Source organism: Burkholderia sp. Bp8986, from assembly GCF_003854225.1.
Lineage (GTDB): Bacteria > Pseudomonadota > Gammaproteobacteria > Burkholderiales > Burkholderiaceae > Burkholderia.
Genome location: NZ_QTQM01000008.1, coordinates 167,052 through 185,276, shown reverse-complemented (window position 1 = coordinate 185,276; position 18,225 = coordinate 167,052). Strand labels below are relative to the sequence as shown.

10 protein-coding genes and 2 pseudogenes are annotated in these 18,225 nt (G+C 64.3%); 6 read left to right on the top strand and 6 right to left on the bottom strand.

Annotation, left to right across the window (positions count from 1 at the left end; genetic code table 11):
* Together DID99_RS11125 and DID99_RS11120 are read left to right on the top strand one after the other, a co-directional pair.
* The coding region (locus DID99_RS11125; protein WP_260444567.1) for an Ig-like domain-containing protein at positions 1-5,781 on the top strand (5,781 nt) is incomplete at its 5' end.
* A gap of 274 nt (positions 5,782-6,055) precedes the next feature.
* Positions 6,056-7,429: a TolC family outer membrane protein gene (locus DID99_RS11120; protein ID WP_124570992.1), complete on the top strand. Its 1,374-nt coding sequence runs from the start codon at positions 6,056-6,058 to the stop codon at positions 7,427-7,429.
* Between the two features lie 133 nt (positions 7,430-7,562).
* On the opposite strand, the pseudogene DID99_RS11115 reads toward DID99_RS11120, so the two are convergent.
* Positions 7,563-8,219, bottom strand: a pseudogene (locus DID99_RS11115) (tyrosine-type recombinase/integrase); the annotation flags it as partial.
* Positions 8,220-8,404: 185 nt separating this feature from the next.
* The gene (locus DID99_RS11110; protein ID WP_124666661.1) at positions 8,405-9,004 is read right to left on the bottom strand and encodes a hypothetical protein; all 600 of its coding nucleotides are present in this window, start codon (positions 9,002-9,004) and stop codon (positions 8,405-8,407) included.
* A gap of 645 nt (positions 9,005-9,649) precedes the next feature.
* On the opposite strand from DID99_RS11110, the gene DID99_RS11105 reads away from it, so the two are divergent.
* Positions 9,650-12,205, top strand: a complete 2,556-nt coding sequence (locus tag DID99_RS11105) for a YjbH domain-containing protein (protein WP_409362696.1) — start codon at positions 9,650-9,652, stop codon at positions 12,203-12,205.
* 54 nt (positions 12,206-12,259) lie between these two features.
* Positions 12,260-12,976 carry a carboxypeptidase regulatory-like domain-containing protein gene (locus DID99_RS11100; RefSeq protein WP_124519842.1) on the top strand — a complete coding sequence of 239 codons (717 nt, stop codon included), beginning with the start codon at positions 12,260-12,262 and terminating at the stop codon, positions 12,974-12,976.
* Between the two features lie 272 nt (positions 12,977-13,248).
* On the opposite strand, the gene rpoD is transcribed toward DID99_RS11100, so the two are convergent.
* The 3 genes from rpoD to DID99_RS11085 form a co-directional block, all read right to left on the bottom strand.
* The gene (rpoD, locus tag DID99_RS11095; RefSeq protein WP_260444566.1) at positions 13,249-15,276 is read right to left on the bottom strand and encodes an RNA polymerase sigma factor RpoD; all 2,028 of its coding nucleotides are present in this window, start codon (positions 15,274-15,276) and stop codon (positions 13,249-13,251) included.
* 558 nt (positions 15,277-15,834) lie between these two features.
* A complete protein-coding gene (locus DID99_RS11090) occupies positions 15,835-16,308 on the bottom strand; it encodes an RES family NAD+ phosphorylase (RefSeq protein WP_124519843.1) in 474 nt (157 codons plus the stop codon).
* Positions 16,305-16,733, bottom strand: coding sequence for an antitoxin Xre/MbcA/ParS toxin-binding domain-containing protein (locus tag DID99_RS11085; RefSeq protein WP_124519844.1), 429 nt, complete (start codon positions 16,731-16,733; stop codon positions 16,305-16,307). Before DID99_RS11085 ends, DID99_RS11090 begins: the two co-directional genes overlap by 4 nt.
* Before the next feature lie 167 nt (positions 16,734-16,900).
* Here DID99_RS11085 and DID99_RS11080 point away from each other — a divergent pair, with 167 nt between their 5' ends.
* Both DID99_RS11080 and DID99_RS37810 read left to right on the top strand, forming a co-directional pair.
* Entirely contained in the window at positions 16,901-17,215 is a 315-nt protein-coding gene (locus DID99_RS11080; RefSeq protein ID WP_124487255.1) for a helicase, read from the top strand.
* Positions 17,216-17,320: 105 nt separating this feature from the next.
* Positions 17,321-17,546 (top strand): annotated as a pseudogene (locus DID99_RS37810) (ISNCY family transposase); the annotation flags it as partial.
* A gap of 229 nt (positions 17,547-17,775) precedes the next feature.
* On the opposite strand, the gene DID99_RS11070 reads toward DID99_RS37810, so the two are convergent.
* The gene (locus DID99_RS11070; protein WP_124519845.1) at positions 17,776-18,081 is read right to left on the bottom strand and encodes a DUF4148 domain-containing protein; all 306 of its coding nucleotides are present in this window, start codon (positions 18,079-18,081) and stop codon (positions 17,776-17,778) included.
* Between the last annotated feature and the right edge of the window lie 144 nt (positions 18,082-18,225).

Below are 18,225 nucleotides of genomic sequence, written 5' to 3'. Positions count from 1 at the left end.
CGGCAGGTTGACGTCGCCGGCAACACGTCGGCGGCGACGTCGTTCAGCTTCACGCTCGATACGGCGGCTGCCGCGCCCGGTGTGGCGCTGGCGGTCGATTCGGGCAGCAGCGCTGTTGATCACGTCACCAATGTCGGTACGTTGAACCTGACCGGCGTCGAAACCGGCGCCACCGTGCAATACAGCATCGACAACGGCGCGCACTGGAACACCAGCTTCAACGCCATCGAAGGCACGAACGACGTGCAGGTCCGGCAGATCGACGTCGCCGGCAACACGTCGGCGGCGACGTCATTCAGCTTCACGCTCGATACCTCGGCGGCTGCCCCCGGTGTCGCACTCACCACCGATTCGGGCAGCAGTGCGTCCGATCACGTCAGTAATGTCGGGACGTTGAACCTCACCGGCATCGAAACCGGCGCCACCGTGCAATACAGCATCGACAACGGCGCGCACTGGAGCACCAGCTTCGGTGCACTCGAAGGCACGAACAACGTGCAGGTCCGCCAGATCGACGTGGCAGGCAATACGTCGGCTGCGACGTCGTTCAGCTTCACGCTCGACACCTCGGCGGCTGCACCGGGCGTGGCGCTCACCACCGATTCGGGCAGCAGTGCGTCCGATCACGTCAGTAATGTCGGGACGTTGAACCTCACCGGCATCGAAACCGGCGCCACCGTGCAGTACAGCGTCGATAACGGCGCGCACTGGAGCACCAGCTTCGGTGCGCTCGAAGGCACGAACAACGTGCAGGTCCGCCAGATCGACGTGGCAGGCAATACGTCGGCTGCGACGTCGTTCAGCTTCACGCTCGACACCTCGGCGGCTGCCCCCGGTGTCGCACTCACCACCGATTCGGGCAGCAGTGCGTCCGATCACGTCAGTAATGTCGGGACGTTGAACCTCACCGGCATCGAAACCGGCGCCACCGTGCAATACAGCATCGACAACGGCGCGCACTGGAGCACCAGTTTCGGTGCACTGGAAGGCACGAACAACGTGCAGGTCCGCCAGATCGACGTCGCGGGCAACACCTCGTCGGCGACGTCGTTCAATTTCACGCTCGACACGTCGGCTGCCGCGCCCGGGGTGGCGCTCACCACCGATTCCGGCAGCAGCGCGTCCGACCACGTCACCAATGTCGGCACGTTGAACCTGACCGGTGTCGAATCCGGCGCCACGGTGCAGTACAGCGTCGACAACGGCACGCACTGGAGCACCAGCTTCAACGCCATCGAAGGCACGAACAACGTCCAGGTCCGGCAGACCGATATCGCCGGCAACACGTCGTCGGTAACGTCGTTCAGCTTTACGCTCGACACGTCGGCCGCTGCGCCCGGTGTCGCCCTGACCACCGATTCCGGCAGCAGCGCGTCCGACCACATCACCAATGTCGGCACGCTGAACCTGACCGGCATCGAAACCGGCGCCACCGTGCAGTACAGCGTCGATAACGGTGCGCATTGGAACACCAGCTTCAGTGCCGTCGAAGGGTTGAACAACGTGCAGGTCCGGCAGGTTGACGTCGCAGGCAACACGTCGGCGGCGACGTCGTTCAGTTTCACGCTCGATACCTCGGCTGCCGCGCCGGGTGTGGCGCTGGCGGTCGATTCGGGCAGCAGCGCTGTTGATCACGTCACCAATGTCGGTAAGTTGAACCTGACCGGCGTCGAAACCGGCGCCACCGTCGAATATTCGATCGATGGCGGTCATACCTGGAACACCAGTTTCAGCGCGACCGAAGGCCTGAACGATGTGCAGGTCCGGCAGACCGATATCGCCGGCAACACGTCCGATTCGACTTCGTTCAGCTTCACGCTCGACACGTCGGCGGCTGCACCGGGCGTTGCCCTCACCACCGATTCCGGCAGCAGCGCGTCCGATCACGTCACCAATGTCGGCACGTTGAACCTCACCGGCGTCGAAACCGGCGCCACCGTCGAATATTCGATCGACGGCGGCCATTCGTGGAGCACCAGTTTCACCGCCGTCGAAGGCGTGAGCGACGTACAGGTCCGGCAAACCGATATCGCCGGCAACACGTCGTCGGCAACGTCGTTCAGCTTTACGCTCGATACGTCGGCCGCTGCGCCCGGTGTGGCGCTCGCCACCGATTCCGGCAGCAGTGCCTCCGATCACATCACCAACGTCGGCATGCTGAACCTGACCGGTGTCGAAACCGGTGCGACCGTCGAATATTCGATCGATGGCGGTCATACCTGGAGCACCAGCTTCAGCGCGACCGAAGGCCTGAACGACGTACAGGTCCGGCAAACCGATATCGCCGGCAACACGTCGTCGGCAACGTCGTTCAGTTTTACGCTCGATACGTCGGCCGCTGCGCCCGGTGTGGCGCTCGCCACCGATTCCGGCAGCAGTGCGTCCGATCACATCACCAATGTCGGCACGCTGAACCTGGCCGGCGTCGAAACCGGCGCCACTGTCGAATATTCGACCGATGGCGGTCATACCTGGAGCACCAGTTTCAGCGCCACCGAAGGCCTGAACGACGTACAGGTCCGGCAGACCGATATCGCCGGCAACACGTCCGATCCGACTTCGTTCAGCTTCACGCTCGACACGTCGGCTGCCGCCCCCGGTGTCGCGCTCACCACCGATTCCGGCAGCAGCGCATCCGATCACATCACCAATGTCGGCACGCTGAACCTGACCGGTGTCGAAACCGGCGCGACCATCGAATACTCGACCGATGGTGGTCATATGTGGAGCACCAGCTTCAATGCCACCGAAGGCGTGAACGACGTACAGGTCCGGCAGACCGATATCGCCGGCAACACGTCCGATCCCACGTCGTTCAGCTTTACGCTCGATACCTCTGCGGCTGCACCCGGTGTCGCCCTCACCACCGATTCGGGCAGCAGCGCGTCCGATCACGTCACCAATGTCGGCACGTTGAACCTGACGGGTGTCGAGAATGGTGCCACCGTGCAGTACAGCGTCGACAACGGGGCGCACTGGAGCACCAGCTTCGGTGCCCTGGAAGGCGTGAACAACGTGCAGGTCCGCCAAATCGACGTGGCGGGCAATACGTCGGCCGCGACGTCGTTCGGCTTCACGCTCGATACCTCCGCCGCCGCGCCGGGCGTTGCCCTGACCACGGACTCCGGCAGCAACGCGTCCGACCACATCACCAATGTCGGCACACTGAACCTGACCGGCATCGAAACCGGGGCCACCGTGCAGTACAGCGTCGACAACGGGGCGCACTGGAGCACCAGCTTCGGTGCCCTGGAAGGCACGAACAACGTGCAGGTCCGCCAGATCGACGTCGCAGGCAATACGTCGGCCGCGACGTCGTTCAGCTTCACGCTCGACACGTCGGCGGCTGCACCCGGTGTTGCCCTGACCACCGACTCCGGCAGCAGCGCGTCCGACCACATCACCAATGTCGGCACGTTGAACCTCACCGGCATCGAAACCGGCGCCACCGTGCAGTACAGCGTCGACAACGGCGCGCACTGGAGCACCAGCTTCAGCGCCGTCGAAGGCACGAACAACGTGCAGGTCCGCCAGATCGACGTCGCGGGCAACACCTCGTCGGCGACGTCGTTCGGCTTCACGCTCGACACGTCGGCTGCCGCGCCGGGCGTGGCCCTCACCACCGACTCGGGCAGCAGCGCCTCCGACCACATCACCAACGTCGGCACGTTGAACCTGTCCGGTGTCGAATCCGGCGCCACCGTGCAATACAGCGTCGACAACGGTGCGCACTGGAGCACCAGCTTCGGCGCCCTGGAAGGCACGAACAACGTGCAGGTCCGCCAGATCGACGTCGCCGGCAACACCTCGTCGGCGACGTCCTTCAGCTTCACGCTCGACACATCGGCCGCGGCGCCCGGCGTGGCCCTGACCACCGATTCCGGCAGCAGCGCGTCCGACCACATCACCAATGTCGGCACGCTGAACCTCACCGGCATCGAAACGGGCGCCACAGTGCAATACAGCGTCGACAACGGTGCGCACTGGAACACCACCTTCAACGCCATCGAAGGCACGAACAACGTCCAGGTCCGCCAGATCGACGTGGCAGGCAACATCTCGAACGCGACCAGCTTCAATTTCACGCTCGACACCACCGCCCCGTCCACGCTGTCGTGGCAATACAGCGGGAACACGCTCACAGCCAACACCGACACGTCGAACGTCTGGAAAGTGACGGTCCACGACAACACCACCAACGCCGACTACAGCGCAACGCAACAAAGCGCCGGTACCTGGGCCTTCACGCAACAGAGCCTCAACCTCAACAAGGACTCCCTCACCGTGACCGAGTGGGACACGGCAGGCAACACGCGATCCTCGACGCACACGGCGCCCGCCGGCGTCGCCGGATCCGAGATCAATCTGGCGCTGGCCGATCCGTCCGGCCATGCGTCCGACCTCGCGGTGACGATCGCCGGCATCCCGTCCGGCTGGACGCTGAACGCCGGCACCAACCTCGGCAACGGCGCATGGCTCGTCCCGACGAACGATCTCGGCGCACTCACCGTCACGCCGCCCGCGTCCTTCACGGGCGCCACGGTGCTCACCGTGACCGAAACCTGGACCGCCGCGGACGGCAGCCACCAGGCCGTCACGGTCGCCGACAACGTCGAAGCGTTCGCGGCCAACGCGCCGATCTTCGCGTGGTCCGGCGACGATCAGCTCACGGGATCCGCCGGCCACGACCTGTTCGTGTTCGCGCAGCCGATCGGCAACGACACGCTGCACAATCTCGACCTCGCCGCCGACAAGATCGACCTCGTCGGATTCACCGGCATCACGAGCTTCAGCGACGTCCAGGCCCACATGACGGACGACGCCAACGGCAACGCGGTGATTGCACTGGGCGACGGCGCGACCATCACGGTGGCGGGCGTTCACGCCACCGACCTCACCAGCGACAATTTCGTGTTCGACCAAGAGGCGGTCACGACCAACGCCGGCGTCATGACGGTCAACGACGGCGCGATGCTTCCCGTCGGCGGCACGATCGACAACACGGGCACGATCGCGCTCGGATCGACGGGCGACCTGACCCGGTTCGAGGTGCTGGTCAGGAGCGCGACGCTGGAAGGCGGCGGTCACGTGACGCTGTCGGACGACAGCCACAACGTCATCTTCGGCAGCACGCCGGACGCGACGCTCGTCAACGTCGACAACACGATCGCCGGGGCCGGCCAGCTCGGCGCCGGCCAGCTGACGCTCGTCAACGAAGGGACGATCGTCGCCAGCGGCGCCAACGCGCTCGTGATCGACACGGGCGCCCACGCCGTCGTCAATACGGGCACGCTCGAGGCAACCGGCAGCGGCGGCCTCGTGATCGACAGCGCCGTAGCGAACACGGGCAACCTGTGGGCCAACAACGGCAACCTGACGATCCACGGCGACGTGACGGGCGCCGGCAGCGCGACGATCAGCGGCGCCGCGACCCTGGAGCTCGGCGGCGCGTCCGCGGAAAACACGACGTTCGCCGACGGCGCCGCCGGTACGCTCAAGCTGGACCAGTCCGCCGGCTTCACCGGCACGGTCAGCGGCTTCGGCGCGGCCGATACGCTCGATCTCGCGGATGTCCTGTTCAACGACCACACGACGCTCAGCTTCACGGCCAACGACACCGGAACGGGCGGCACGCTGACCGTCAGCGACGGCGCCCACACGGCGCAGGTTGCGCTGCAGGGCAACCTGTCGGCCGGCGGCTTCCAGCTTTCGCACGATCAAGGCAGCGGCACCGTCGTCACTTACACCCCGCCGCCGCTGCCCCACGTCCAGGAGGTCTAGCCGGCCGGAACGCCCCGCGAGCGACGCGTGCACGCGCGATCGAATGCAGCACGCCGTCGCTCGCGGCGGCAGGTCCGACGCATCCTGCGCAGCGCACCGACGCGAATATCTTCACGGGAAATCCGTCGAATGGACTAAGCTGCCAGAAGGCGCAACGTGATTCCGGCGAGCTGCGCCGGCCGCATGATTCCGAGCATCGCGAAATATCCGATCGTGCCTGAGCCGTGCTGCTTGCTGGCAGCCGTCAGGCGACAGGCGACAGGAAACCGAGTCGATGAACCGAAACTACCCGCTGCTAGCCGTGCTCGCACTCGCGTCGGCGCTTGCCGCCGCCTCGTCGCTCGCCGCCGCGCAAAGTCTCCAGGAAGCAGTCGAGCAAGCGATCAGAACCAACCCCGAAGTCCGCGCCACCACGTATAACCGCGAAGCGGCCGATCAGGGCCTGAAGCAGGCGCGGGCCGGCTACTGGCCGCGCGTGGACGTCGACGCGTCGATCGGCAAGGAGCAGCGCGACGATGTGGAGACCCGCCTGCTCGGCCTGAACCGGACCACGTTCACGCATCGCAATGCCAACGTGACGTTGTCGCAGATGCTGTTCGACGGCTTCGCGGTCAGGAGCGAAGTGGCGCGTCAGCAGGCGCGCATCGACTCGTCCGCCAATCGCGTCGCCTCCACGTCCGAGGACGTGGCGCTGCGCGTGGTGGGCGCCTATCTCGAGGTGCTGCGCCGCCGGGAGACGACGGCCGCCGCCGAGGACAACCTCGAATCCCATCGCCGGATCCACGACCAGATCAAGCTGCGCAGCGACCGCGGCGTCGGGCGCCGCGCCGACCTTTACCAGGCGGAAAGCCGGCTGGCGCTGGCCCAGGACAACTTGCGCACCGAGCAAAGCAGCCTGAAGGATGCCGAAGTGGCTTACGCCCGTCTCGTAGGCTCGGCCCCGGATGCGCTCGTCAAGCCGGTGGCGCCGGAAGGCGCGCTGCCGCCGACCGAACGCCTCGCGCTGGACGCGGCGCTGGCGAACCACCCCTCGCTCGCCGGCGCCGAGGCGGACGTGGCCCAGGCACGCGCCCGGTACGACGGCGCCAAGGCCGCGCTGTGGCCGCGCCTCGACCTGGAGCTCAGCGCGAGCCACGACCGCGACGGCGTGCTCGGCCCGACCAACGACCGCCGCGTGATGCTGCGTCTTCGCTACAACCTGTTCCAAGGGGGCGCCGACAAGGCGCGCATCGGCGAAGCGCACGCGCAGATCCGCGAAGCGGAAGAGGAACGCAATCGCACGCGCCTCGAAATCCAGGAAAGCGTTTCGCATGCGTACAACGCGTACCTCACCGCGCGCGACCGGATGGTCGTGCTCAAGCAGTACGTCGATTCCAGTGCGGCGACGCGCGAAGCGTACATGCTGCAGTTCGGCATCGGACAGCGCTCGCTGCTCGATCTGCTCAATGCCGAGAACGAGTATTACAGCGCGCGCATCGATTACATCGGCGGCCAGTATGCGGAAGCCGCGAGCGCCTACCGGGTGTTCGCCGGCATGGGACAGTTGCTCGATACGCTGCACGTCGGGCGGCCGGCCGAGGCGTGGGGAGCCGGCAGCGCGCGGCCGGCGGTCGCCTTCAATCGCGGCGCCCAGGACACCGGGAAATGACACTCGCCCGGGCGGCGCAGCTGACTGGACCCGGCGCGCTCATGGGGGATGAACACGGGAAGCGCAACTTTCTATCATAAGCCTTGAAGTTATGAAATCTATTGTGCTTATGCTTAAGGTGCCATAAGCAGACCTACTGCTTGAAATCCCGAGAACGAAACGCCTGATCGAATTGCCGGGCTCTCTGCACCTCGTCGCTGTGCAGGTAGGTGGACGTCGTCGAGATCGAGGCGTGCTGCCGGTTGTCGCGCACCATGATCAGCTCAGCACCACGCGCCAGCGCGTGCGACGCGTGGGTGTGCCGCATCCAGTGCGGGCTCGCGCGGCGCAGCTTTTCGGCGGTCGCCGGCCGATCGTCCTGGATTGCATCGGCCACCAGCATGAAGAACCGTCGCAGCACGCGCCAGAGCCGTCTGGGTTCGATGCCCGCGCCATCCTCGTCAAGGCTCGCAACGAGCGGCGTCGCCGGGTCCCAGCGTGCGAGCGTGATCGGCAGCCCGCGCTGCACGAGATATTGATCCAGCGCGGTTCGAGCGAGTGACGGTAGCGCCACCTTGCCGAGCTTGCCATCCTTGCCAAGCACGTGCAGCCAGTGATCGCCGTGCTCGTCCCGGCGGATGTCGCCGAGCGTCGCGCCGACCAGCTCGCTCGCGCGCAGGCCGGTCGCATAGCCGAAGTCCAGCAGGAAGCGGAGGCGCTGCGCGGCCGGCAGGCTCCAGCCGTACGACCATTCGAGGCCCTCGGCAAGTGCGCGGATCAACAACCACTCGCCCTCGGAGAATCCCCGTGACCACGATGACGATGCGCGAGCTGGACCGATTCAAGGTCATTCAGGATGTATCCCATCGCCATAGACTATTTGAAATTTTTATTCAAATTAATGCAATTGCACCTCCGAATATAGTTGACTCCATAAGCGAGAAAAGCGTGACTGCGCCAGATATGCCCGCATCTCCGAATAGACGAAGAACGGAGTCAGCCGATGGCGTACGCCCTGTCGATCACATTGCCGCAGAAAAGTCGGCCCCGCCTGTGTCGCCGCCTCCAGCAAGCTGCGTAGCGGCATGCCCGCGGTCTCATTGAGCACGACGTGAAGAGTCGGATAGAGTGCGTCACGCTCACGGCACTCGGTTTGGCGACATGCTTCGCAATACGCCTCCCAGCCTTCGTCGGCGTGGTCGATCGGTGCTGGACGGCCGCGCGGACGTGCGCGGAGACGACGTCATCGAGACATTTTGGATTGCCCTCCCGCACCGCGAGATTCTTACGCCGAAACGCATCTTCGATCAGCGCGCGTTCGGCGTCGTCGATTGTCCGGAAGCCCGCGTAATCTTTATCGCCCCAGGCTTCAGCGTAGTCCCAGTCATACAGTGACCGGATATCGTTCAGTCTCTGCCCTTCGACGACATAGCGCACGAGCGTCAGACACATGTCCATGACGAACAGCCTCTGATTCAACGCGTCCATGATCCTTGCCGGCATTCTGTCGACGAGGTACTCCAGCGACTCCGCGTTTGCGCGCCGGTAGACGCGCACCGCCCGGCTTCGCCACGTCCGGTGCGGCGGCCCGGTCATTTAACGGTCCTGCCACGGTCAACAGTTTGACCAGTGACCAGGTCGTCACGGCGGCATAACCCGGATGAAAAGCCACGATTGAAGCGCGATCGCCATAGCCAAATCGCGCGAGCACGTCGAGGTACTGTTAGAGCCGCTCCAAGGTGCGCACGCACGCATCAAGCGATTGATTCAATACTGGTTTATCCGGTGTTCAAGCGAAAGGCGATCCCGTTCGCGCGCCCGGGCATGCTTATTTCCGTCGACTCAAGTTGTCGGATTTGATCAAGAATCCGGCGCAGATTGCGCTTCCGGTTTCCACTAGACTTACTCGCATATAGGTAACGATCCGTAATACAGCAGCGAGACATGCGAACCCATGGGAAGCGCACGTCTGAATGAAACGATTGCCCGCGGACGTGTACCGCACGGCGTCGGCCCGATCGCCGGACGCATGAGCATGGGGTGAAAGTCGGTCTAATTATAAGTTATACGAATGAAATGATATTGACGACACCCGGTGCCGATTGCGGTCGCCGGGCTTGATTGCGCGAGCGAGTCGCTTCGGGGAACGGTCCACGCGGCAGGACGCGGTGGGCGCGCCAAATCGCTAACGGGCGCGCGATGTTGGGGGGGGGCGTTGCCATGTGTCCATCACGGTGCCATGTGTCGATCACGGTCCCATGTGATCGGCGCGCGACAGCGATCGGAGTTATGCATACCGGTGCGTCGCGCGTGATGCGGGCACTTCGCCGTTCCGCGGGACGGGGTTGGGTAGAGGATCGAGAGGGATCTTCGATCGCATCGTCGCCGCATGAGCGTTCACGGCCACGAGCGATGCCAGTGCCGCGGCGGTGCATGTCGACGTTCGGCGATGTCGGATGCCACACACGATACGAACAATCAAGTACACGACCGATGACGATCAAGCTACGTGCGAACGCGACCACGAACAAGCCGGCGGCCATTGCCCTGGGGGCAGCGGTGGCATTTTCCCTGCCGGCTGGTGCGGCGGGCACGCCCGTGCTGACATCGCTGGGGCAGTCCGGCGGGCTATTGATTCCATACGGATTCACGCTGCCTGAAGGAACATTCGAGGGGCAATACAACAACTACATCGATCCACGGTTCGGGAAGCAGACGACGAGTTCGGACATCGTCTGGGGCGCGATCGGCCTGTTTCCGCACGTGGAGATATCCGGCGGTCTGGCGAACTATCCAGGCGACGTACGCACGACGGTGCCGGGCTACGACCACATCGTGCTTCGACATCTGATGGCGAACGCAAAGGTCTCGATTCCGAAGTTCTTCACATACCAGCCGGACATCGCGATCGGCATCAATGACGTTGGCGGGCAAACGCATTACTTCCGGTCCACCTACGGTGTCGTATCGCAAGTGCTCGGGCCCGCGACGCTGACGGTCGGCTACGGGCACGGCGACCGGCTCGACGGGGTGTTCGGCGGCGCCGAGCTTCGGCTGTGGCACACGGGCCTGTCGCTGCTGGCGGAGCACGATTCGAAAACGCCCTATGCGGGCATCCGCTTCCAATCGCCGCCGATCAAGTGGCTGGCCGACGCGAGCCTCGTGGGCACCGTGATGCGCTCGCTCAGGCATACGGACGGGATCGCGCCGCGCACGTCGTTCTCGATCGGCGTGCAGATTCCGCTCGGCCGGCGGTTCGATGCCGTGCGCTGCGGCGACGGCTTGTGTAGCGACGCGCCGGTTGTCGCGGCAGGCACATCGGCGCCGGACGACACGCTGCGACCTGCGGCCGCGCTCGCGCCGCTCAGCGCATTCACGCGAATCGAGCCTGCCACGCCTGCGGCGGCGGATGCGTCACGCGACGATCGAGTCATGCCGTCGCTTCACACGCCGCCGGATCTCGTTCGGACCGCCGCGCCGGCAGTCGACGCGGCGCCGGACCCCGCGGCGCTCGACAGGATCGTGCGCGCGCTGACGGACGCCGGACTCGAGCGCGTGCGCGCCGGCATGGCGGGCGCGGATCTCGTCGTCGAATATGAAAACCACCGCTACAACCAGAACGAGGCGGACGCGCTGGGCATCGCGCTCGGCGCGGCGGCGGAGTACGCGCCGAAGGGCGTCGAAACCGTGCGCATCGTAATCAAGAAGGCGAACGAGCCGGTGGGCGAGGTGAGCGTCGATCGGGCGGACTACGCGCGCTTCGTCGCGGGTGGCGCGTCGACCGCCGCCGGCGCGTCGCTGTCGATGCGCACGCGGCCGACGCACGACGCTGATTCGATTGCGTGGGTAGGCAACGCCCGCGCGCACGGGCTCGTACGGATCCAGATCGCGCCGGTCACGCACTACCTCTACGGCACTGAGTACGGCAACTTCGACTACTCCGTGGGCGCGAAAATCCAGGGCTTCGTGCCGCTGTGGCGCGGCGCGGAACTGTATTCGAGCGTGATCGTGCCGATTGCGAACAGCAAGAACATGGACAACGGCCGCGTCTACGACCAATACCGCTTGCGCGGCGGGCTGTCGACCGTTGCGCTCGTGCAGAGCTTCTGGATTGCGCCGCGCGTTTTCAACGTGACCGCGCTCGGCAAGTTCGACCTCCAGTACCTGGGCGTCGAGAACGAGACGACCGCGTTCGTACCGGGCCGTCCCGACGTGGTGCGGCTGAAGCTCGCCTATCTGCATCACGAGCCGGGCAAGGATGCGCTGCCGGCGGAGAAGAACGCGCTGCTCACGTACCGATGGGTCGAGCCCGCATGGAAGATGTGGATCGAGGCGGGCGTCGCGCGCTATGTCGGTGGCGACAAGGGCCCGCTGATCACGTTGACGCGCTGGTTCGACGACGTGTCGTTCAGCGTGCAGGGATGGCATAGCGGCCACGGCTCGTTCGTCGGCGCGTCGGTCAGTTTCCCGTTGACGCCGCGCCAGGGCATGAAGCCGGGGATCGTGCAGATCAACGGGCCCGAGCAGTTCTCGCTCAATTTCCGCACGCGTGTCGGATCGTCGAACTATCTCGCGCAAGACGGCGCCGAGAATCTCGACTTTGCCTACAACGCGCAACAGTTCCTGCTCAACCAGGGGCGCTTCAGCGCCGAGTACTTCGCGACGCAGCTTTACCGGATGCGCGATGCCTACAAGCGCTACGCGCATTCCGCCGGCGTGGCGCCGCCCGCGACGGAGGCGGCGCTGCCGGCTGACGGCGTGCAGCCGTCGACCGCGCGCGAGGCAAGCATTCAATGATCGAGGGACCGGAGAGTCCTCGGGAAAATCGGGTTGATCTAACGGAGAAAATCAATGAAGACCATGAAGAAAGCGGCACTGAGGGCATTGCAAGTCGGCACGTTTGCGCTCGCGGGTACGCTCGCGGCCTGTGGCGGAGGTGACGACAGTCCGAGCACGACGCCTTCGAATGCGTCGTCGGCCACGATCAACGGCACGGCCGCGACCGGCGCAGCGATGGCGAACGCGGCGATCACGATCGTGTGTGCGACCGGCAACGGTTCGGGCACGGCCGACGCGAACGGCGCTTTCTCGGTCACGTTTGTGCTCGCGGGGCCGTGCGCGATCACCGGCACGAACGGGACGACCACGCTGCACTCGTTCGCGAGCGGCGGCGGCACGTTCAACGTGACGCCGTTGACCGAACTGCTGCTGGCCTATCTGGCGGGGCAACTGGGCACGGACCTGAACGGGCTGCTGTCGGGCCTCGCGTCCAATCCGACGTATCAAAGCGCGTTGACGAACCCCGCTGTCGTTGCGGCCGCGGCGAATGGGGTTGCCCAGACCATCAAGAACGAAACCGGCGTCACGCTGTCGACGTCCGCGTTCCTGACGACGCCGTTCAAGCCAGGCCAGGCCGGCCAGGATTCGGACCTCGAAGCGCTGAAATCGAAGGGTGCGCTCGGAGGAAACGGCCAGCCGTCTGCGACGTTGCTCGGCAAGGTGGGTGACGCCGGCAAGGCAGCTGGCAAGCCCACCGGCGGCACCGGCGGCAGCGGCAACCCGGCGTAACGGCGAGCGAAGCCGCGCGCGGCGCCGTGCGCGCGGATTCACACCCGGCGCGTTGCCCGCCACGCGGTTCGATGTCGAACGCGCGCGCCGGGGCAACCGTGCCTTGGCGGCTGATATGACGCCCCGTGTCAATCGGGTTCGTTTTTTCAGTTTTCGAAGGCACGTTGCCTGAATTTCCCGAGGGCGACGTAGCAGCAAATCTCGCCGGGCATGCCGCCTGCCGACTTGTTCCGGCCAGCGAAGTGAGTTCGAGGGTGAAAGACGAAATTGCCTCAGCGCTCAAGAAAGGGCCTGAGCTTGTCTGCACGGCTGGGATGCATCAGCTTGCGCATCGCCTTGCTCTCAATCTGACGGATCCGCTCGCGGGTCACGTCGAACTGCTTGCCGACCTCTTCAAGCGTGTGATCGGAGTTTGTGTCGAGCCCGAATCGCATCCGCAGAACCTTGGCTTCGCGCGGCGACAACCCGGCGAGTGCCTCGTCGATCGCCGCGCGCATGTTCGCGTGAATCGCCGCCTCGGCCGGTGAACTCGCCGAGACATCCTCGATCATGTCGCCGAGTGTTGCATCGGCGTCGTCACCCACCGGGGTTTCGAGCGAGACAGGTTGCTTGGCGATCTTGAGGATACCGAGCACTTTCTCCTCGGACATCTCCATGCGCTTTGCCAGCACTGCGGGATGCGCTTCCTGCCCTGTCTGTTGCAAGATTTCGCGCGATATCCGATTCAGCTTGTTGATCGTCTCGATCATGTGGACCGGCACGCGAATGGTCCGCGCCTGATCGGCGAGCGCACGCGTGACAGCCTGCCGGACCCACCAGGTCGCGTAGGTCGAGAACTTCCAGCCGCGCCGGTATTCGAACTTGTCCACGGCCTTCATCAGGCCGATATTGCCCTCCTGGATCAAATCCAGGAACTGCATGCCGCGGTTCACGTATTTCTTGGCGATTGAAATGACAAGACGAAGGTTCGCCTCGATCATCTCGCGCTTGGCCTGCCGCATTTTCAGTTCCGCGGCACTCATCTGGCGGTTGATCTGCTTGAGCTGCTGGAGCGGCAACGAGACCCGGGACTCGATGTCGACGAGTTTCTGCTGCGCCGCCTGAATCGCCGGCTGATGCCGCTCGAGCGCCGCGCCAAACTGCTGCGAGGTCGCCGCCGCCCGGGTCGTCCATTCAAGATCGGTCTCGTGGCCCGGGAACGAGTCGACAAACGCGTCGCGCGGCATGCCGCAACGGTCGACAGCAATCGCCAGGATACTGCGCTCGATCGCGCGAACCTCAGTCACTTGCCCATGGACAATTGCGCACAGGCGGTCGATGGTCTTGGCGGTAAAGCGGATCGGCGCGAGCTCACACTGGATCGCCATGCGCACCTGCGCAGCGGCTGCGGAACGGGCTCCGCCAGCGACAGGCACATCCGGCAACTGCTCGAACAGTGCACGCACGCGTGCGAAAATCGCAAGACTGTCGTTCGTGAGTTCTTCGAGGCGCGCCGCGTTCGCCTTCTCCGAATCCCCGGCATCCGTTTCGACGTCGTCTTCGTCCGAATCATCGTCGGCGGCGAGTGCTTCCGCATCCTCTTCTTGGGACTCCGGCGTCATTTCGCTTTCATCGGCGTCGACACTGATGCCATCGACCAGTTCGTCGATGCGGAGTTCGCCTGCCACGATGCGGTCGACATCGGCAAGAATCGTGGACACGATCGACGGACACGCGGCAATCGCTTGAATCATGTCCTGTAGACCATCTTCGATCCGTTTCGCGACCTCGATTTCACCGGCGCGGGTCAGCAGTTCGCTGGCCCCCATCTCACGCATGTACATCCGAACCGGATCCGTGGTGCGGCCGAATTCGGAATCGACGGTCGATAGCGCAGCTTCCGCCTCCTCGTCCGCCTGATCGTCGGATGCCACGGCCGGCGCAGCGTCGGTGAGCAGGAGCGCTTCGGCGTCCGGCGCTTGTTCGTACACGGCCACGCCCATGTCGCTGAACGTGCTGACGATGGTGTCCATCGCCGCCGTTTGAGCAAAGTTGTCGGGCAGGTGATCGTTGATGTCCGCGTGGGTGAGATAGCCGCGCTCGCGACCGAGCGCGATCAACGCGCGCATCTGGTGCTGGCGCTCCTCATTCTGGCGTGCCAGTGACGCGATGTCCGTCGGCGTCAGGGCCTGGGGCTTTCCCTTTGACACACGGCGGCCGGCTTTTGCCGTGGCCGTGATTTCAGGGGATGTGGAATCGTTCCGATCAGAAATTGCCAATACATGCTCCTCGACAGATGAGCCGACGATCGTCGCGAGCATGACTCCAGAATGGGTTGCCTGCCGGGATGCGAACGGAATCGTGATACGCAAAGATGGTCGAGGCCGGGACGCCTCGCTCGAAATCCGTATGCGCAGCTTGTGGGGGGCGTGAATGATACCGGAAAGTATTGTGCGGCACAACACGGGGGCCCTTGGATTTCCATGCACTTGACCGGTGTAGCCCGCTATAGCTGCGATTAAGGGGGTAGCAGTCGCCTCCCCCAACCGCCCCTGCACAGGAACGAGTTCGGTCACCTTGCCCCTGCAAGGATAAGCGGCCATACGTCGATGGCGAGGTTGAAATTGACGTTTAGAGAAAACTCATCTGCCGAGGATCCCGCTCCGGCATCTTGACCGACAGCACATCTTTCGCGTCTCTACGCATTCGTGCAATAAGCGGTACGCCGACACCATCAATCGTGAGCCCGAAGCCATACGCTTCGATGTCGACTCGCTTAAGCTTCGGAATGGGTTCCCACATCGGCTTCCAACCGTGCGTCGCGGTACGAGCGAGCAACCGACGCTTCGAAGGTTGGTTAGCAGACCACCATCAAGCATTTATGATCGGCCAACTGGCGGTATGGCAAAAAGTCGCTCGTCCCACACGACCGGTTGTGGATCCGTCACGATGATCCGCGCGGTGTCAGGATGCGCCAGATTCACGAGCACGTTGAACTCTGCACGGACGACGACGGAAGGGACGATCAGGAGTGCTGTACGCGATTCTGCCATCCATTCGTCGCCGAACTGCCGTGCTGCCTGCAGTGCCGCCGCATCCCATCCTCTCGGCAACGTTTCTGCCGTATGGCGTTCGACGCTGACGTCGTCGGGAACGATTGCTTCGACCCATCCGTAGGTTTTCGGCACCTTGCCGATGCGTGCATGCACGAGCACCTCGAGCATCGCACCCGCGAAGGTCGACGCCGCGTAGATGACAGGCCGGCCCGGACTATCAAAGCGGCCACCGACCAGCATCGCGCCGGTGCCGCTCCAGATCGTGTGTCGCGTGTCACCGATGCGAAACAACTTCATGCCGGTAGCCCGTAGAACAGTTTCCAGAGCAACTCTTCAACCCTGCGCGCACCGAGCTCGGTCAGCGCGACGTCGAGCGGCGCCCGCCCCTCAAGTTCAGGATGTGGCGTCGACAAAAATTCCCGCGCGTCCTCTTCGTCGTTCCAGACGTAGGTGGTCGTTGCAACGATCCGGGCCAGACGCTCCGTCTTCTCCGATTCGTCTTGCGTTAGTCGATCGCGGCGGCGCTTGTAGGTCGCTTCGGGGATGATGCGGGCGAGCAGCGCGCGCCGAGCATCGGCGCCTTGCGTCGCGTGTTCGACGCCCGCGCGCAGCGCGGACTTCGGCAGACCGCCGCGCACAAGCGCTTCCAGCTCCGCCAGCGTATGCGGGAGCGGCCGCAGCCCCATGACCGCAGCCACGGCCTCAGGGGTAACGAGTAACATGGCGACTCCCATTCAGTATCATTTGATACTTCATTGCAGCGCAAATGATACCGCCCGCAAGGCGTTCTTGAAAGTTGAGACGCGGAGACGCCTCGCAAGCCGACTGTCGATGTTTGGTGGATCCTTGCGCAGCGTTAGAATAGCGCCCCTTCTCATGGGAGACGACAATGTCCTGGTTCGTTTATGAAGTGCCCGAATACCACGAAGACGCTGCGCGCATCGAACCCTTCAGCGAGCTGCGTAGCCGTGTGCTGAAAGCCGGTGGCCCGGCCATGGCTGACGACCTGGAAAGCGTTCGCGAGAACGCCGCAGCGACAGCGGACACGCCCGAGCGGCCCCTGCGGACGCCGGAGAATCCGCAGGTCTTTCCGATTCCCTACGCCGACTCCATGATCCTGGTCGGGTTCATCTTCGATCTGAAGCGAGAATTCCGGCAACTGGTCGTGTCGCCCGTGGAAATGCCCTGGTTGAACGACGCGTAAACGGTGGTGCGACCGGAAGTCGACGGGAGAGTGACTGCTGTTCCGGGGCCGGGTCCGACTATTCACTGCACGCTTTCGGATACACATGCGTGGAGTGGGACCCGCGCCAACGCTTATGCGCCCTCCTTCACCGCTGCTTACCACACAGGCTTCGCGAAGCCGCCGAAGAACGATTTCAAATGCGCATCGGCCGTTGCGGGATGACGAGCATCTGGACACAGTGTTGACCTGGCGTGAAATACGCCGGGTATCAAAATCGCCGGCAGTGCTGCGCGATCGAGTGCTTTACTTGCTGGATGGCACACCGGTAAACCGGAAGCTGATTCACCGCACCGGCTGCCGTCGCTCTTCCTCGCGCGCGTCGGATGCATGGTGAAACTCCCGGGAAAGACTCGATGAGGGCGCACCGAAGGTGCGCCGCCGGCACGACCATGCGTGCGATGTACTGCCCGACACGTTCATTCTCACGATCGCGGCGCGCACGGCGCCGACCGGCACACGACGCATTCGAAATCCGCGGCCGCTTCCTTCGGGCCGCGGATGGCAGTTGAAAATCGGGCTCAGTGATGCTCGTACGGCTGCTCCGTATCGAGCGACGCGAGCGATTGCGCGGTCGTCTCTGCGGCGACGCTCGGCCGTGCAGCCACCGATTGCGATGGCTGCGCGGCGATCTTCGCTTCCGCGGCCTGGATGTCGGCGGGATAGTAAGGATCGCTACCGACCGGCTTATAGCCGGCCTTCTCGACCCGCACGAGATCGGCGCGCACGTCGGCCCGCGTGACCGCATGGTCGGTGGTTTGCGCAAATGCGAAGACCGGTGCGCTCAGCGCACAGGACAGCAGGACCGCACGAATTAGGTTGTTCATGATGTTCACCTCTCAAGATGGCATGTTCGCGTCCGCAGATCAGGCCGGACATCCGCTCCGCATCGATGTGATGAAGAGTTGTGTCCATTCTGCGATTCGCGCGCTTTCCGGAAGGTGAGGCTTCGATTACGGTCTTGTCATCTG

Coding starts and splice junctions, on each gene's coding strand:
- rpoD (WP_260444566.1), bottom strand. CDS start 15,276: ATGCTCGCGACGATCGTCGGCTCATCTGTCGAGGAGCATGTATTGGCA.
- DID99_RS11070 (WP_124519845.1), bottom strand. CDS start 18,081: ATGAACAACCTAATTCGTGCGGTCCTGCTGTCCTGTGCGCTGAGCGCA.
- DID99_RS11090 (WP_124519843.1), bottom strand. CDS start 16,308: ATGAAGTTGTTTCGCATCGGTGACACGCGACACACGATCTGGAGCGGC.
- DID99_RS11120 (WP_124570992.1), top strand. CDS start 6,056: ATGAACCGAAACTACCCGCTGCTAGCCGTGCTCGCACTCGCGTCGGCG.
- DID99_RS11100 (WP_124519842.1), top strand. CDS start 12,260: ATGAAGACCATGAAGAAAGCGGCACTGAGGGCATTGCAAGTCGGCACG.
- DID99_RS11110 (WP_124666661.1), bottom strand. CDS start 9,004: ATGACCGGGCCGCCGCACCGGACGTGGCGAAGCCGGGCGGTGCGCGTC.
- DID99_RS11085 (WP_124519844.1), bottom strand. CDS start 16,733: ATGTTACTCGTTACCCCTGAGGCCGTGGCTGCGGTCATGGGGCTGCGG.
- DID99_RS11080 (WP_124487255.1), top strand. CDS start 16,901: ATGTCCTGGTTCGTTTATGAAGTGCCCGAATACCACGAAGACGCTGCG.